The following is a 15605-nucleotide window of genomic DNA, read 5'->3' as shown; positions in this document are numbered from 1 at the left end:
CTCGAGAAGCGCGATATTTATACAATTACATTGCCTTATTGAATGCAACATAGAGGGAAGGTTTGTGTTGCATCGCAGAAGAACAAATGCGCTTTGCTATCACCGTGGGGGGTTTTGTGGCGACACGCGGGGAAATTCTTCAATATGGCGCTGAGCGCAGCCCGGCACCGCCAGCCATTTCTGTCGAACGACGCCTCATGCGGCTTTTCGACATTCTGCTCGCGCTCGTTGCCCTGCTTTTCTTTGCGCCGCTGCTCCTCGTCATCGCCGCGGCCGTCTATGTCAGTGACCCCGGGGCGATCCTGTTTGCGCAGCGCCGCATCGGCTATGGCGGCGCCTATTTCCGGTGCTTCAAGTTCCGCTCGATGGCAGTCAACGCGGAGGCGCTGCTCGCCGATCTGCTGGCGTCCGACCCGCAGGCCCGGCTGGAATGGGAACTGAGCCACAAGCTCAAGGAGGATCCGCGCGTCACTCGCGTCGGCAGCTTCCTGCGCAAGAGCAGCCTGGATGAATTGCCCCAGCTGTTCAACGTTTTGCGCGGAGAGATGAGCATTGTCGGGCCAAGGCCGATCGTCGAGGCGGAAAAGCGGCGCTACGGCCGGTATTTCGAGCATTACTGCATGTCGCGTCCGGGGATTACGGGGCTGTGGCAGATCAGCGGTCGCAGCGATGTCTCCTATCAGCGCCGGGTCGCCTTCGACGTTGCCTATTGCCGGTCGCAGTCGCTGTCGCTCTATCTCAGGATCATCCTGATGACCGCACCCGCGGTCCTGATGGCCAAGGGGTCCTACTGACCCGGTTGCACGGTCTGGAGATCGAAGATCGCGGCGAGGATGATCCTCGCCTGTTCGCGCCAGGAATATCGGCTCGCCTGCGCCAGCCCGCGACCCGCGAGCATCCGCGCATAACCGGGATCGTCGAGCACCGAGACCACCGCACGATGGATCGAGTCGTGATCATAGGGATCGCAATAGGCCGCTGCATCGCCGCACCGCTCGCGCATCGACGGGATGTCGGAGGCCACCACCGGGCAGGCGAAATGCATCGCCTCGAGGGGGGGGAGGGGGGAGGCTTCGTAGAAGGACGGGAATAACAGGCACCGCGCGTTGCGGTACAGATCGCCGAGCCGGCCGAGATCCTCGACCTGGCCCTCGAGGCGGATCAGATGTTTGACGTCGTCGGGAATGCTGACGGGGAGCGGCGACAGAAATGCGCCGGACGATCCGACCAGCACGAGCGGGATGCCGCGTTCGCGCGCCATCGCGATGCCGACCGCCAGCACCCCCGCGATGTTCTTGCGATGCGACAGCGAGCCGACATAGAGGATATAATCGCCCCGGGACGCCTCGATATCGGGCGGCGGGGCCGCACGCGCGTCGCAGCCGGCCCGCCAGCCACCATTCTGCGCGACGATCAGGCGGTGACGTGCGCCCGGCACCAGGCTGGTGAACATTGCCTTTTCTGTTTCGGACACCGTCACGATCGGATCCGCGCGGCGCAACAGGAACGGCAGCATGAACGCATGGCCGAGCTTGTAATGACGGCGATAGGCATCGGGAAACAGCCGATAGGACAGATCGTGGATCATCAACGCGACCGGCTTGCGGCCGAGCAACGTCACAATCGGTGCGGTATTGCCGAGGCACAGCAGACGTCCGCCCTTCACATGGCGGGGCAGCACGAACTGTTCCCAGACATGGCCATGCGCGTGACGCGTCCGTTCCACCTGCGTCGCGCGCAGATTGAGATCGCCGATATCGGCATCGGCTTCGCACACCAGGCGGACGCGCAGCGGCACGTCGCCGTTCGCAACGAGGTGATCGATCTCGCGTGTGATTTCACGTGCAACGCGTTGAACGCCGGTCGTGGGCTGCATCAAGAAGCGCCCGTTGATGACCAATTCCTGCAGCTGGTCCGTCATTATTATCCCCGAACCAAAAGACATGTCGTCCGCGGCTAACATCATCATTATGAAAATAAAGTATTTCTATTTTATCAAATTGTACAAAAGATTTTCCAAGCCGTAATAGTAAGCGACATGCTTGCTATGAATAGAAGGTACGTTACAAGACAAGTCGTCAAGCAGCTATGCTGGATATTGCTTGGGGGCGAATAGTGGCTTTGATGTATGTCGTCGTGGCCACGGTCGGTCGGGCGTCACTGACGCGTCGAACGATCGGTCTGCTGGAACGACAGACGCGACGGCCCGATCGGGTGATCGTCGTGTCGGTCTCGCCGCAGGACGTCGAGGGTGTCGCGGAAAGCCCGGTGCAGCCCGAGATCGTGTTCGCCGGACGTGGCCTGTGCCGGCAGCGCAACGCGGCGCTCGACATGATCGGCGACGCGGCGGCGTTCGTCACCTTCTTCGATGACGATTTCGTCCCCGCGCCCGACTATCTCGAAATGGTCGAGCGCGTGTTCGAAAGCGATCCCGCGATTGTCGGGATCACCGGCGACCTGCTTGCGGACGGCATCAACTCGAGCGGGCTGAGCGTCGAGGCCGCGTTGGCGATCGTCGCGGCGCGTGCCACCAACCCCGATCCCAGCCCCGATCCCCACGCTGTTCCCGTGTTGCGCGACCGTCAGGCGCTCTATGGCTGCAACATGGCGATCCGCCTGAGTGCCGCGACCGGACTGCGCTTCGACGAAGCGCTGCCGCTTTATGGCTGGCAGGAGGATATCGATTTCACGACGCAGATCGGACGACGCGGCCGACTGGTTTCGTCCGCGTCGATCACCGGCGTACACATGGGCGTGAAGTCCGGCCGCACGCCGGGCAAGAAGCTCGGCTATTCGCAGATCGCGAACATCGTCTATCTGAAACGGAAGGGTACGATGCAGCCGCGGCTGGGCGAACGGCTGATGACCGCGAACGTCATCGCGAATCTGGTGCGCAGCCTGTGGCCCGAGGCGCATGTCGATCGGCGCGGGCGCTTGTGGGGCAATGTCCTGGCCTTTGCCGACCTGACCCGCGGCAAGCTCGATCCCCGCAAGATCGAGCGGATGTGAGCAGCACCGCGACGCCGATCTATTTCAACGGCAAATTCTATGCGGGCGGGATGAACGGGGTGCACCGCGTGTCCGATCGCCTCATCCGCGAAGTCGACGCGCTGCTCGCCGCAATGCCGCCCGAACGTCGCCCGCCGGCCCGCCTGCTAATACCCGCGCGGCGGCAATGGCAGCCCGCTCTGCGCGCGATCGAACTCGTCGAGCAGGCGGACGGTGATACGCAGCGATGGGAGCAGCTCGTCCTGCCCGCGCGCGCGGCCGACGGCGTGCTGGTCAACCTCGCCAACCTCGCGCCGATCCGGCATCGCCGCAAGATCCTGCTGATCCACGACGCGCAGTTCCTCTTTCCCGACAGCTCCTATCCATGGCGGCAGCGCGTCGGATACCGGCTGCTCGTGCCGCGCATGGCGCGCAGCAGCGCGGCCGTCCTCACCGTGTCGGCCTATTCCCGGCAGATGCTCGACCTGCTCGGCGTGGTCGATTGGCGGATGACCGAAGTCCTCCACAACGGCGTCGATCATATCCTCGACGGCGAGTCCGACCGCGACGCGCTGGCGCGACTGGGGCTCACCGCGGGGCGCTATGTGCTCCTGTTCGGCAGCCCCAAGGCTTATAAGAACAACCATGTCGTGTTCGAGGCCTTTGCCGATGGCGCGCTGGCGCCGTTGCAGCTGGTGGTGGTCGGCGCGGATCGAGCAGCGCTCGGCGCGGCCGGTCTGACGCCGCCGACCGACGCGGTGTTCGTCGGCCGCTGCGACGATGCGACGCTGCGTGCGCTCTATACGGACGCGCATGCGCAGGTCTTCCCGTCACGGACCGAAGGCTTCGGGCTCCCGCCGCTCGAGGCGATGCTGTGCGGTTGCCCGGCGATCGTCGCGCCGGCGGGCGCGATTCCGGAAATGTGCCGCGATGCGGTCCTCTATGCCGATGTCGACGATCCGGCGGGGTGGCGGCAGGCCATCACCGCGCTGGCCGCCCCGGCCGTCCGGTCGGCGAAGCGCGCCGCCGGCCATGACCGGGCCGCGGCGTTTCGCTGGGACTCGGCGGGACGGCAGCTGCTGGACGTTATCGAGCGTGTCGCGCGTGACTGACCGCACCGCCACGCGCGCCTGCGCGCCTGCGGGGTCGGGGCCCGACCGAAGCGATCGCGGCGTGACCCGCCAGCGCCCGCATTATGCCGCGCTCGACGGGCTGCGCGGGCTGGCGGCGATATCGGTCCTGCTCTTCCATCTTGGCCATTGGCAGGGTCATCCCTGGCTGGCGGCGAATGCGGGGCTCGCGGTCGATTTCTTCTTCTGTCTCAGTGGCTATGTGCTGTCGGTAGCGTATCGCGAGACGCTTGATCAGGGGATGGCGACGCGGACGTTCGCCGTCCTGCGGCTCGTCCGGCTGATGCCGCTCGTCATTCTCGGCACGCTGATCTCCGCCGCCTATCTCGCCGCGCGCATTGTCCTGCTGCACGACAGCACCATCAGCGTCGCCGAACTCGCCCGCGCGACCGCGTTCGGATTGCTGTGCCTGCCGATGCTCGACGCGAGCCGCGCGATTGGCGGGCCACAGGTCTTTCCGCTCAACGGCCCGCAATATACGCTGTTTCTCGAAATCGTCGTCAACATCGCCTGGGCGGCGCTGCGCCGAATCGACGGGATGGGGAGCGCGCTGGCGATCGTCGCGGCGGGATATGCGCTGATGGCGCTGGTCGGGATAGGCGGCGACGAGGCCGCAAGCTTCTGGACCGGCCTGCCGCGCGTGTTCGGGGCCTTTTACGCCGGGGTTGGGCTCTATCATGCGCAATCGCGGTTCGCGCTGATCCGCAATGCGCGGTGGCGGTTCCTGTTCTGGCCGCTGCTCGGGCTCAGCGCGCTGCTCTTCTACTGGCCGCAGGGCCTGTCCTTCTGGGTCGGATGGAGCTGGTCGCTGATCGTCTCGCCGCTGCTGGTGCTCAGCGGGGCGCATGTCGTGCTGCGCGGCCGGGTGGCGCGGGCATCGGCGGTGCTGGGGGCGCTCTCGTTCCCCGTCTATGCGCTGCATTATCCGATCTTCGTCTGGATCAACGCGGTCTATCAGGCGATCCTCGGCAGCAGGAGCTTTGCGGTCGGCACCGGGCTGGCGCTGCCCGGCGTGCTGATCGCGAGCTGGCTGATTCTGCGGTGGTGGGACGAACCGGTGCGCCGCGCCATGACGACGTGGTTGCGCACCCGCGCGCCGCAGCGCGTTGCGAACGGCGTCTGAGATGACGCAGGCGGCCCCCATTGCCGGACGCACCACCGCGGGTGCCGCGTGGCTCATCGCCTCGCGGTTCCTCGCGCGGCTGATCGACTTTGCCAGCCTCCTGCTGCTCGCCAATTATCTGGTGCCGCAGGACTTCGGGCTCGTTGCGATCGCGATGACGCTGGTCCGGATCGTCGAGGCGATCTTCGAACTGCCCGTGGGCCAGGTGCTCGTCCGCGCCGAGGCGATCAGCCGGCCGATGCTGGAGACCGCGTTCACGCTCAGCGTGATACGCAGTGCCGTGCTCGCGGTGGGTCTAGCCTTGCTCGCGATACCCTTTGGCTATTTCTACGGCGACCCGCGGCTCGTCCCGCTGATCTGCTTCATCGCGCTCGCCCCCGCGCTGCGCGGCCTCGTCAGTCCGAAGATGGCGCAATATGCCAAGGATATCAGTTTCCACCGCGATCTGATCATCGAGGTCGGCGGCCGCGGCTGCGCCTTTGTCGCGGCCGCGGCATGCGCGATCCTGACGCGCAGCTACTGGGCGATCGCCGCGGGAACGGTCGTCGCCCCCGCCTTCATGGTGCTGGCCTCCTACTGGTTTGCCCCCTTCCGCCCGCGCTTCGGACTCGGGCGCTGGCGCGAATTCGCCGACCTGCTCGGATGGACGACCGCCGCGCAGGCCGTGACCGCGATCAACTGGCAGATCGACCGGCTGGTGCTCGGCTTCACCGTCTCGCGCGCGCAACTCGGGACGTTCTCGCTCGCCAGCGACCTTGCCAGCCTGCCCGACCAGGCGGTGCTCAAGCCCACGATCCGGCCGCTGCTGGCGGCCTTCTCGATGGTGCGACACGATCCCGAACGCCTGCGTGAGGCCTATCTGCGGACGACCAGCACGATCGTCAGCGCCGTCCTTCCCGTCCTCGTCGCGATCAGTATCCTCGCGCAGCCGCTCGTCGCGTTCGCGCTCGGGCCGAAATGGCAACCGGCATCGCCGCTGCTGCAATGGCTGGTGCTGGCGATGATCCCGACGCTGTTCGCGGCCGCGCTCGCGCCGCTCGCCATGGCGCTGGGCCAGACCGCGATCTTCTTCCGGCAGAGCCTGTACGAATTGTGCATCAAGGTGCCTGCGACGATCCTCGGCGCGCTGTATTTCGGCGTCGCCGGCGCGATCGCCGCGCGAGCGGGATCGTCCCTCGTCATGGGCATCGTGTCCGCGGCCTATGTCCGGAGCCTGATCGGCGTGCCGCTCGGCGTACAGCTCGTCCGGCCGTGGCGGGCCTTTGCCGCATCCGCGGTGATGGCCGCGCTGTTGCTCGCGCTGCGCCCCTGGCTGCAGACGCTGACCGGGTTCGACCGCGGGCTCGGGCTCGTCGGCGCCGGGGCGGGGGGGATGATGCTGTATCTCGTCGTGCTGATGCTGGTCTGGCAGGCCAGCGGCCGCCCGCGAGGGATCGAGACGGTCGCCGCGGACCGGTTTCACCGGCTCGTGTCACGGCGTACGCGCGGGGTCGCCTGACCCCCGCGGCCCGCCCCCTCGCGCGGGGCGGGTCACAGCAGGCCGCAGTTACAAGGAATGACTCCAATAGGTGACGACCGCGGCGTCCGGAAAGAGAGTGCGGCCGACCTCGATGGGCAGGATGCGGCGGTCGGTGCGCAACCGGTTGCACAGCCGCTTGTGGAACATGTTGGTCCAGTCGAGCGGATACCAGTTCCGCCCGTCGAGCAGCGTCGGCCGTGCATAGCGCAGCCGGGTGCGCTGTCGCTCGGTAAGCTTGGCGAGGAGGGGGGCGAGCAGCGCCATGACCGCGGCTTCGTCGAGCGCGACGAACGCGTCATAGGCCTGTTTCAGCAGCACCGGGCCGGTCATCGTCTCCGGCCCGGCGGCGATCCGTGCGGCGGCATCCGGGATGCGCTCCGCCGCCTCGATCATGCAGTGGATCGCGAACAGCCAGAAGATCTGTGACGGCCGGGATGCCATGATCGCGTTGGGGATGGCGTGCGCGAAATCGGGATTGCCCCCCATGCGACACAGCACGACCGCGCCGGTCGACGCGCTGGGCCGGATCGGGCGCAGGCATTCGGTATCCATGTCGGCGTACAGGCCGCCGAATTCGAGCAGGAAGAAGAACCGCACCGCATCCGCGCGGAAAATCTCCTGCGGATAGCTGTCATAGACTGGCAGCGCCCAGGCGAACCGATCGGCGATGAAGGCGCGGTTGTCGGCGTCGTCCCATAGCAGCACGCGACAGTCGGGATTGGTGTCGACGAAGGTCTGCCGCCAGTGCCGGTAATTGCCGGGAATCACCGACCGGCTTTTCCACGTCTGGAAGATCACGGGGGGAAAGTCGTCCGGATCCGCGTCGTCGAGCGTGACCACGTCATTGCGATAGCTGCCCGCAACGGGATCGTCGGACACCACAGGCGTAACGGCCGCGCGATCGCGTGCGTCGTCGCGCAGAAACCGCGCGATGCGCCAGGCGGAATCATCACGCAGCGAATGCACGACGCGTTTCACTCGCAGACTTAAAGGCTCCGCCATTGCCGTAAATCCCTCATTATTGGTCATAAGTCCGAACATGGAAGAAAGTCGAGTTTTAGCCCGTGATGCAGGATATTGAGCCAAGTAATGGAATCAAAGGCAAAACATACTAGTGTCTAAGAAATAAAGTATGCCGCACGAAATATACACAAAATACATGCGGAAAGAATGTGGAGAGGGTCAGATTTGATGTTCTGGACGGCCTGCGGGGCGTTGCCGCCTTCGCTGTTCTTGTCATGCACGTCACGCCGTATAATGCGATCCTGATAACCCCGCACGCCGCGCTGGCGGTCGACTTCTTCTTCGGCCTGAGCGGTTTCGTGATCGCGGCCGTCTATGAGGAGCGGATCAAGGCGGGGATGTCGTTGAAGGCCTTCATGTGGGTGCGCGTGGTTCGCCTGTATCCGTTGATCGTTCTCGGCGCCGTCATCGGTGCGGCAGGGTTTGTCCGTCTTTACGATGGCGGGATGCTGGCGCTGCTCTTCGTGACCGGGGTGCTGATGATCCCGACCCCCTATGGTGCGCTGTCCGAAGACCAGTGCATGTATGCGCTCAATGCACCCAGCTGGTCGCTGCTGTGGGAATTGCTCGTCAATCTTCTCTATGGCGCGATCGCACCGCTCCTGAATAACCGGATGCTTGCGGTCATCGTTGGCGTATCGGCCATTGCGCTGGCAGCGACCGGCCTTCATTTCGAGACGCTCGCAGTCGGCCCTTACTGGCCGGAGGGTTGGGCAGGGCTCCCACGCGTGATGTTCTCGTTCTTTGCCGGTGTCGGGGTGTACAGGCTGCGTCGGGCGGGCCTGCTGAACCGACTGCGCGCGCCCGTCTGGGCGGTAATCGCGACGCTGTGCGGGATTATGGCGATGCCCCGGCTGGGTGCGTGGAACGGCGTGTATGAGGTCGCTGCGGCGATCCTCCTCTTCCCGCTTCTGGTCGCGGCCGGCGCCAATGCGACGGTCACGCGCACCGTCCCGCTGTGCCGCACGCTGGGCGCTCTCTCCTATCCGGTCTATATCCTGCAGGGCGGTATCGCTCCGCATATCCGCGGGCTGGCCGGTCATCTGCACATCCAGGGGCTGGCAGCAACGCTGCTGGCGATCCTGATGTCGGTCATATTCACGGTGTTCGCATGGATCGCGGTGAAGACGTTCGACGAGCCTGTGCGCAAGTGGTTGCTCCACCGCACCCGCCTGACGCCCGCCGCCAAGGCGGCGGGCTAGGCGGAGGGTCAGGCTATCGCCGCATCTCGTGTCGCCGCCTGGCCGGGCGGCGGTCCGGCCTGGATCCGCTGTGGTTTGCGCGATACCGCCGGGCGCAAGGCCAGCGCGGCCCCGGCAAATACCGCGAAGAGCACGCCCGGGTCGGGCGTCGGACTGCCGACCGCGGCGGGCACCATCGAGGCGAAGCAGACCCAGGACGCCGCGGCGCCGACTGCGGCGCGAGGATCGGCGGGGGAGACATAGGTGCTCAGGCGCAGGGGTTTGAACACCTGCAGCAGATAGCTCACGAAGCAGACGATCCCGATCACGCCCATCGATCCCATGATCGCGGTGATCAGCGAGGACGATCGGAAGCTGCCTGCGCCGATACCGAGGCCATAGCTTTCAAGAAACGCCCGGTAGCCGATCAACGACCAGAATTGCCGTTGTTCGCTCGACTGCGACTGGGATTTTTCGAGCGTGAAATGGGTGATCATATCGCCGAATTCGGCGACCAGCTGCGGATACCAGACGCTGGCCGCGGCGACCATCATGAGGAAGAGCATCGTCGTCGCGCCGAGCACGAGCAGGCGATCCACCCGCATCGTCTTGGGAAAGACGACCGACCGGAGAAAGACCAGGACGGCATAGGAGACGAGGCCGAGATAGGCCAGGCTCGACGTGCTGGCGCCCAGCGCGAGCCCCAGCGCGAGCGCACACGGGCCCGTCAAACGCGGCATCACGTCGCGGATCCAGCATTCGAACAGGAACACGAACAGCATGAATCCGAATCCGCCATAGGCTGACGCCTCGGGCGCGATGCCGTTCATCCTGACGAAACCGCGATAACTATTGTCGATCTGCGCATAGGCGCCGTTGCGAAAGAAGGTCAGGACCGCGTTGCCCGGCACCGCCACGCTGGCGATGCCGATGACGACGTGGATCAGGGCTACGACGGCGACCGTCTTGACCAGCAGACGCCACGCATCCTTGTGCGTGAGCGCCACATAGGCACAGATCGCGACCATCACCGTCCCGAGAAGGTAGATGGCGGTGGTCAGATTCTGCGACGTCGGGAGCAGGCGCTGGGTCGCATAGGTGAAGCGTTCCATCGATTCGTAGCGGTTGAGCGCGCGGACGCGCATCGGCACGACGTCGATCTGCCCGGCATAGAGCCTCGGCAACAGGATCGCGCCGACGATGCCATAGGCGACGAAGATGATCATCAGGATGTTGGCGCGCAACGCGGCCGCCAGCGCGGGCACGTTGATCGATCCGGGCAGCAGCACGCGGATCGTGAGGAACACGGCGGCGAACTCGATCGGCGGGATCGACGACGCACCGATCGCGGGAAGATCGATCGCCGACGACCCCATCATCAGCGCGGAGACGATCACGAAGGCGAGCATGCCCGGCACGGTACCGAACATGAGCAGGAGGAAGCCGATGACGAGCTGAACAGCGCCGATGAGCGTCAGATGCATCCTGCAGGTCCCTTGGTGGCGTCGGGCGAAATGGTGCTGCCCGCTTCGGTGAGCCGGATCCGATAGGTAAAGGCGTCGTGTCCCGGGATCTGGTTGGGGCCGACCGACAGATCGACCGTCTCGCCGGTGCGCAGCGTCACACTCTGATCGGTGGCCGCCCAGCGATCGACGACGACCGCGCCTGCGACCCGCTTGCCCCTGACCAGAAGCGCGACGTCGAGCCCGTCGCCACCGGGTGATTTCGCGATACAGGCGGCGACGCGCGCGGTCATCGCGGCGGGGGCGGTGTAGCGGATCACGGCGCGGGCCGCATGCGCCGCATCGCCCGCGACCGCGCCGCCGGTGTCGCTGATCGCCAGCGGCCGCGTGAAGCGGCTGCCAAAGGCGCTCGTCCACATCCCGTCGAGGATGCCGAGCGCGTGGCGCTGTCCGTCGGCGCCTTCGACCCAATAGGACCAGGGGCCGCTGCCATAGCCGCTGAGGCTGTCGGCGAGCACCGTGCCGCGCGTGAAGGCGAAGCGTCCAGCGCCGATCACGACGACCGGATCCGGACCGATCGCGACGCTGGTGCCGGGCAGGGGCCGGTTGCGCGCCGATACGATGCGCCCCGCATCGAACCGCAGCGTTCCCGACGGGCCCCAGACCACCCAGCGATCCGCACCGAAGCGGTAGAGCCGGACATCGCGATCGCCCGTGTCGATACGCTGCGCGCGTCCGGCGGGCAGCATGTGCGTCGTCAGCAGCGTGAAGGCCTCCGCTGCGGGCTTGGCCGCCTGCGACTGTGTGAAGAGACCCATGTTGCGAAAGAATCGCTGGTCGATCAGCGCGTACCAATAGGCGCGCCGGACCCCGCTCGCGCTCATCAGCGTGACGAACTTGACCAGTTCGGGCGCGGCGAGATCGGGTGTCGGGTAATTGTCGCTGAACTCGGTCGCCCAGATCGGAATCGGCGTGCCGTAGCGGCGCATCGTCGCGTCGAGATGCGCGATCTCCCAGTCGATATTGTCCGCCAGATGGCGATAGGGATGCACCGCGACGCCATCGGCGACTCCGAGCATCCCGGCCTTGAACAGCGTTTCGAGGAATCCGGTCCCGATCATGTTGGTCGATCCGCCGAGGATCGCGACGGACGCGTGGCGCGGCTTGATCCGGTCGCGGACGACCGTCAGCAGCGCGACATAGGCGGCGGCGGGGTCGACGCCCTTCGGATAGGCCAGGTTGCCGCTATTGATCTCGTTGCCGACCTCGATTGCGGTGACGCAGCCGGGGAGGCGATCGAGGACCGTGCCGACATAGGCCGCATAGGCGGCCATCGCCGCCGGCGTGCTGACGGTATGGCCGCCGTCATAGAGCGGGTGGCGCGGGTCGAGCGTCAGCAGGACGTCACCGCCGCTGCGGTAGCAATAGCGGGACAGCGTGCCAGCGACGCTACCCTCGATCGCATATTTGCCCGGACGCGGTTCGCCCGAGGCCCAGGGGATCGAATCGCGCAACGACCCGGCGGTGACGTCGATCGCCCGATCGCCCCATGCGGCGGGCCAGTTCTGGCTGAAATGGGTCTGGACGCCGAGCAGCATCGGCGGGGTCCTGGGCTGCTGCTGCGCGCTGCCGGCGACCGCGAACGCCGCGCTGATCGCCGCGATCAAGGCCCTGCGGCGCATCATGCCTCCAGCGCCGCCAGGATCCCGGCATCGAAATGCTCGGGGGCGAACCGTTCCGCCTGCGCCACCGCATCGGCGGGGTCGAATTCCGGCAGCCATGCCTCCATCGCGCGAACGCCGTCGATCAGCGATCCGACCGTCTGGTGTTCGAAGAACAGTCCGGTCTTGCGCTCGACCAGGCTGTCGCGGATTCCGCCGCGCGCATAGGCGAGGACCGGGCGGCCCGATGCCATCATCTCGACCGGCACGATCCCGAAATCCTCCTCGGGCGTGAAGACGAGCGCCTTCGACGTTGCATAAGCGTGGCGCAGCTCGTCGAAGCGCATCCGCGGGATGATCCGGATCGTCGGGCCGGCGCGCTTGCGCAGCTCGGCCGCCATCTCGCCGTCGCCGACCATCAGCAGGGGCAGTTGCAACGCGTTGAACGCCTCCACCGCCAGGTCGGCACGCTTGTAGGGCGTCATCTGGCCGACCCACAGATATTCGTCGCCAACCACGGCGGCCGGGGTGAAGAGACTCGTGTCGACTGGCGGATGGACGACGACCGCATCGCGGCGCCACGCCTTGGCGATCCGCTTCTTGATGAACTGCGAATTCGCGACGACGATGTCGATCCGCGCCGCGCTCGTCATGTCCCAGTGGCGGAGCCGGCCGAACAGCAAGGTCATCATCAGCCGGGTCAGGCGTCCCGCGCTGCCACGATACTGATGGTAATGATCCCACAGATACCGCATCGGCGAATGCGCATAGCAGAGGTGCACCGTATCGGGATCGGTGATCACGCCCTTTGCCGGGCCCGATTCGCTGCTGATGACGAGGTCGAAGCCGCGCAGGTCGAGCTGTTCGAGCGCCATCGGCATCAGCGGCAGATATTTCTGATAGTGACGCCGGGCCCCCGGTAGCCGGTTGATGAAGCTGGTATGGACCGGGCGCTCGCGGATCGTTTCAGACACCGCGCTGGCGTCATAGACATGCGTAAAGATCTCGGCGTGCGGAAACAGGTGCAGCAGCCGCTCGACCACCCGTTCGCCGCCGCGCATCGTGACGAGCCAATAATGCACGATCGCCACCCGCTGCGGCCACCCTTCGGGGCGGCTGCGATTCAGGACGGACGGGGCGCGACACGGGTCGCGACACGGGGCACCGGGCATCATCGTTTCAGCCTGGCGGGCCAGACTGCCGATGCCGGCATCGACGGCCAGCTCAGGCATAATAGCCCTTGTAGTCGTGGTAGTAGTAGGTCGAGTCGCCATAGCCGAACCGCGCCTGTTTGCGAATGTCGACCTTGGTCAGCGCGATTCCGGCAAGGTGGATGCGGTCGAGTGGCAGGAGCCGCAGTGCCGAGCGGATCGCATGATCGGGTGTCTTGCGCCACCGCGCGACAAACACCGCGACATCCGCCTTGCCGAGCATCAGCCGCGCATCCGCGATCGGCAGGACCGGCGCTGTATCGAGCACGATGACGTCGAACCGGTCACGCAGCGCGTCGAGCAGTCCGTCCATCTTGTCGCCGATCATGAGGTCGCCGTCGAAATCGTCATCCGCGGCGATCGGCAGGACCATCATCCCGGTCGCGGTGTCCTCGACCAGCGCGGCTTCGAGTGTCGCCTCGCCGCGAAGCACCTGCATGAGGCCCGGGCGATCGGCTTCGGTGCGCAGGAACCGGCTGACGCCGTGGCGGCGAAGATCGCAATCGACGAGCACGACCTTTTCCCCGGCCAGACCCATCGACCTGGCCAGGCAGATCGAGGTCGTCGTCTTGCCTTCCTGCGCGAGCGCGGACGTGATCGCGATCACCTTGGCGGGGGCGTGGGCGGCAAAGGTGATCGACGCGCGCAGGCTGCGGATCGATTCGGCGAACGCCGAGCGCGGCTCGGCCGCGATCGCCGAGGGCGGGGACTTCGCCGATTTGGTCACCGACGCGAGCAGCGGCACCGCGCCGAGATAGCGGACGCCCAGACGCTGTTCGATATCGTCGCCCGTGGTCAGCCCTGTGAACGCCATCTCGGTGAGGAAGGCGGCGACCAGGCCAAAGCCGAACCCGAGCACGGTCGTCAGGATCAGGTTGAGCAGGATATTGGGGCTGGTCGGGGTGTCGGGGATCGCCGCCAGCTTCAGGACGGAGGCATCGGCCTGCTCGGTGCCGAGCCGGGCCAGCTGCTCCTGATAGCGCGTCAGATAGGATTCATAGGTCGACCGTGCGGTCTTGTTGTTCTGCGCCAGGTTGTTGAGCTCGACAGTGGCGGCGTTGTTGCCGGCCAGTGCGGCCTGCGCGCCGCTCAGCGTTCCGGACAGCGACGCGAGACGGCCCTCCGACACCCGCGTCTTCGCCGCGAGGTTCGAGATGACGCGCGCGATTTCGTTGCTGATCTGCTTGTCGATCGCGGCGAGCTGGCTGTTCGCGCGCAGCACGTCGGGATGACGCGCGCCATAGCGGGTCGTGAGCTCGGCGACCTGAGCACTCAGCGCGGACTGGTTCGCGCGCAGACCCGACACGACGGACGACCCCAGCGCTTCCCCGACATCATCGCCGCGCGAGCCGGAACGAAGCTGCGCCCGCGCGGTCGACAGGCGGGCTTGGTCTTCGGCCAGCGCGGCGCGGGCCGCGGCGACGGCTTGGTTGTACGTCGAGATCTCCTGCTCGGTGAGCGACAGGCCCTGCGTGCTCGTCAGGTTGTGCTGGATGCGATAGCGTTGTTCGGCCGCATCGGCGGCCTGCCAGCGCGCGCGCAGATCCTCCGCGCGGCGGGCGATCATCGCGGTCGAATCGCGGTTCTCGACCTGCTTCTTCGCCAGCGACCCCTCGGTATATTGCCGCGCGAATTCGTTGACGATCCGCGCCGCCATCGCCGGATCGGTGTCGCTGAACGAGATGTGGAGCGCATAGGTCGAGTTCAGCCGCGTCGCGGTGACGCCGTCCTGAACATAGGTGATCGCCGCGGCTTCCGCCTCCGCCGCGGTCGGTCGCGCGACTTTCGGCGGCGCCGTGAACCAGCTTGTGATCCAGGTGCGGATGCCACGGGGCTCCTGCAACGATGTGAAGCGCGGATCCGTCGGCAACGCCAGGGCCGAGGCGACGCGCCGGGCAAAGGCCTCGGAGCGGATGATCTCGACCTGGGTATCGACGAAATTCGCGCTGGGTTCGGCGCGGTCGAGATCCGGCCGCTCGCCGACCCCCGCTGGCGTGAGCGCCGATTGTTTGACGTTCAGCGACACCTGCGCGACGGCGGTATAGGACGGCGTCTGCCGGAACGTCAGCGCCAGGCCGATTATCAGGATGCTGAGGAAGACCAGGAGGAAGATGCCGAGCCGCCGACGGAACATCGCGACAAGCGCGCGCGCATCGATCCGATCCTGCGCGACCTCGCTAGCCTGCGGGGTATAGGGGCTGATCGGCATGGCATTGCCGCCGCCATAGACTTGGATCGCGGTTGTCACTTGCTCATTCTCCATATCCCGGGAATGTCGTTTGCTGGTCGGATCATCGGCGCGCGGC

The 15605-nt window shown here is 66.1% G+C and carries 12 protein-coding genes; 6 read left to right on the top strand and 6 right to left on the bottom strand.

What is annotated here, in order from left to right; translation table 11 throughout:
- Nucleotides 1-197 precede the first annotated feature (197 nt).
- The gene (locus J3A66_RS10780; protein ID WP_042466930.1) at nucleotides 198-794 is read left to right on the top strand and encodes a sugar transferase; all 597 of its coding nucleotides are present in this window, start codon (nucleotides 198-200) and stop codon (nucleotides 792-794) included.
- On the opposite strand, the gene J3A66_RS10775 is transcribed toward J3A66_RS10780, so the two are convergent.
- Entirely contained in the window at nucleotides 788-1921 is a 1134-nt protein-coding gene (locus J3A66_RS10775; RefSeq protein WP_209568865.1) for a glycosyltransferase family 1 protein, read from the bottom strand. The two genes, J3A66_RS10780 and J3A66_RS10775, sit on opposite strands and share 7 nt — an antisense overlap.
- A gap of 203 nt (nucleotides 1922-2124) precedes the next feature.
- Here J3A66_RS10775 and J3A66_RS10770 point away from each other — a divergent pair, with 203 nt between their 5' ends.
- From J3A66_RS10770 to J3A66_RS10755, 4 genes are read left to right on the top strand one after another with little or no spacing between them, the layout of a single operon-like run.
- A complete protein-coding gene (locus J3A66_RS10770) occupies nucleotides 2125-3009 on the top strand; it encodes a glycosyltransferase family 2 protein (protein WP_245337031.1) in 885 nt (294 codons plus the stop codon).
- Entirely contained in the window at nucleotides 3006-4100 is a 1095-nt protein-coding gene (locus tag J3A66_RS19535; RefSeq protein WP_209568862.1) for a glycosyltransferase family 1 protein, read from the top strand. Before J3A66_RS10770 ends, J3A66_RS19535 begins: the two co-directional genes overlap by 4 nt.
- Nucleotides 4093-5241, top strand: coding sequence for an acyltransferase (locus tag J3A66_RS10760; RefSeq protein WP_209568860.1), 1149 nt, complete (start codon nucleotides 4093-4095; stop codon nucleotides 5239-5241). The genes J3A66_RS19535 and J3A66_RS10760 overlap by 8 nt, the downstream gene beginning before the upstream one ends.
- A gap of 1 nt (nucleotide 5242) precedes the next feature.
- Nucleotides 5243-6739 carry a lipopolysaccharide biosynthesis protein gene (locus tag J3A66_RS10755; protein WP_209568858.1) on the top strand — a complete coding sequence of 499 codons (1497 nt, stop codon included), beginning with the start codon at nucleotides 5243-5245 and terminating at the stop codon, nucleotides 6737-6739.
- A 48-nt stretch (nucleotides 6740-6787) separates the two neighbouring features.
- On the opposite strand, the gene J3A66_RS10750 is transcribed toward J3A66_RS10755, so the two are convergent.
- The gene (locus tag J3A66_RS10750) at nucleotides 6788-7726 is read right to left on the bottom strand and encodes a glycosyltransferase (protein WP_348634032.1); all 939 of its coding nucleotides are present in this window, start codon (nucleotides 7724-7726) and stop codon (nucleotides 6788-6790) included.
- Between the two features lie 206 nt (nucleotides 7727-7932).
- On the opposite strand from J3A66_RS10750, the gene J3A66_RS10745 reads away from it, so the two are divergent.
- A complete protein-coding gene (locus tag J3A66_RS10745) occupies nucleotides 7933-8985 on the top strand; it encodes an acyltransferase (protein ID WP_209568854.1) in 1053 nt (350 codons plus the stop codon).
- Nucleotides 8986-8993: 8 nt separating this feature from the next.
- On the opposite strand, the gene J3A66_RS10740 is transcribed toward J3A66_RS10745, so the two are convergent.
- From J3A66_RS10740 to J3A66_RS10725, 4 genes are all read right to left on the bottom strand, one after another.
- A complete protein-coding gene (locus J3A66_RS10740) occupies nucleotides 8994-10448 on the bottom strand; it encodes a glycoside hydrolase (protein ID WP_209568852.1) in 1455 nt (484 codons plus the stop codon).
- The gene (locus tag J3A66_RS10735) at nucleotides 10439-12109 is read right to left on the bottom strand and encodes a hypothetical protein (RefSeq protein WP_209568850.1); all 1671 of its coding nucleotides are present in this window, start codon (nucleotides 12107-12109) and stop codon (nucleotides 10439-10441) included. Before J3A66_RS10735 ends, J3A66_RS10740 begins: the two co-directional genes overlap by 10 nt.
- The gene (locus J3A66_RS10730) at nucleotides 12109-13149 is read right to left on the bottom strand and encodes a glycosyltransferase (protein ID WP_245337029.1); all 1041 of its coding nucleotides are present in this window, start codon (nucleotides 13147-13149) and stop codon (nucleotides 12109-12111) included. Before J3A66_RS10730 ends, J3A66_RS10735 begins: the two co-directional genes overlap by 1 nt.
- Nucleotides 13150-13312: 163 nt before the next feature.
- Entirely contained in the window at nucleotides 13313-15547 is a 2235-nt protein-coding gene (locus tag J3A66_RS10725) for an AAA family ATPase (RefSeq protein ID WP_348634031.1), read from the bottom strand.
- Between the last annotated feature and the right edge of the window lie 58 nt (nucleotides 15548-15605).

Source organism: Sphingomonas sp. PvP018 (assembly GCF_017876865.1).
GTDB classification, from domain to species: Bacteria; Pseudomonadota; Alphaproteobacteria; order Sphingomonadales; family Sphingomonadaceae; genus Sphingomonas; species Sphingomonas aerolata.
Note: the sequence above shows the minus strand (reverse complement) of the source record. Positions and strands in the feature narration are given on the sequence as shown.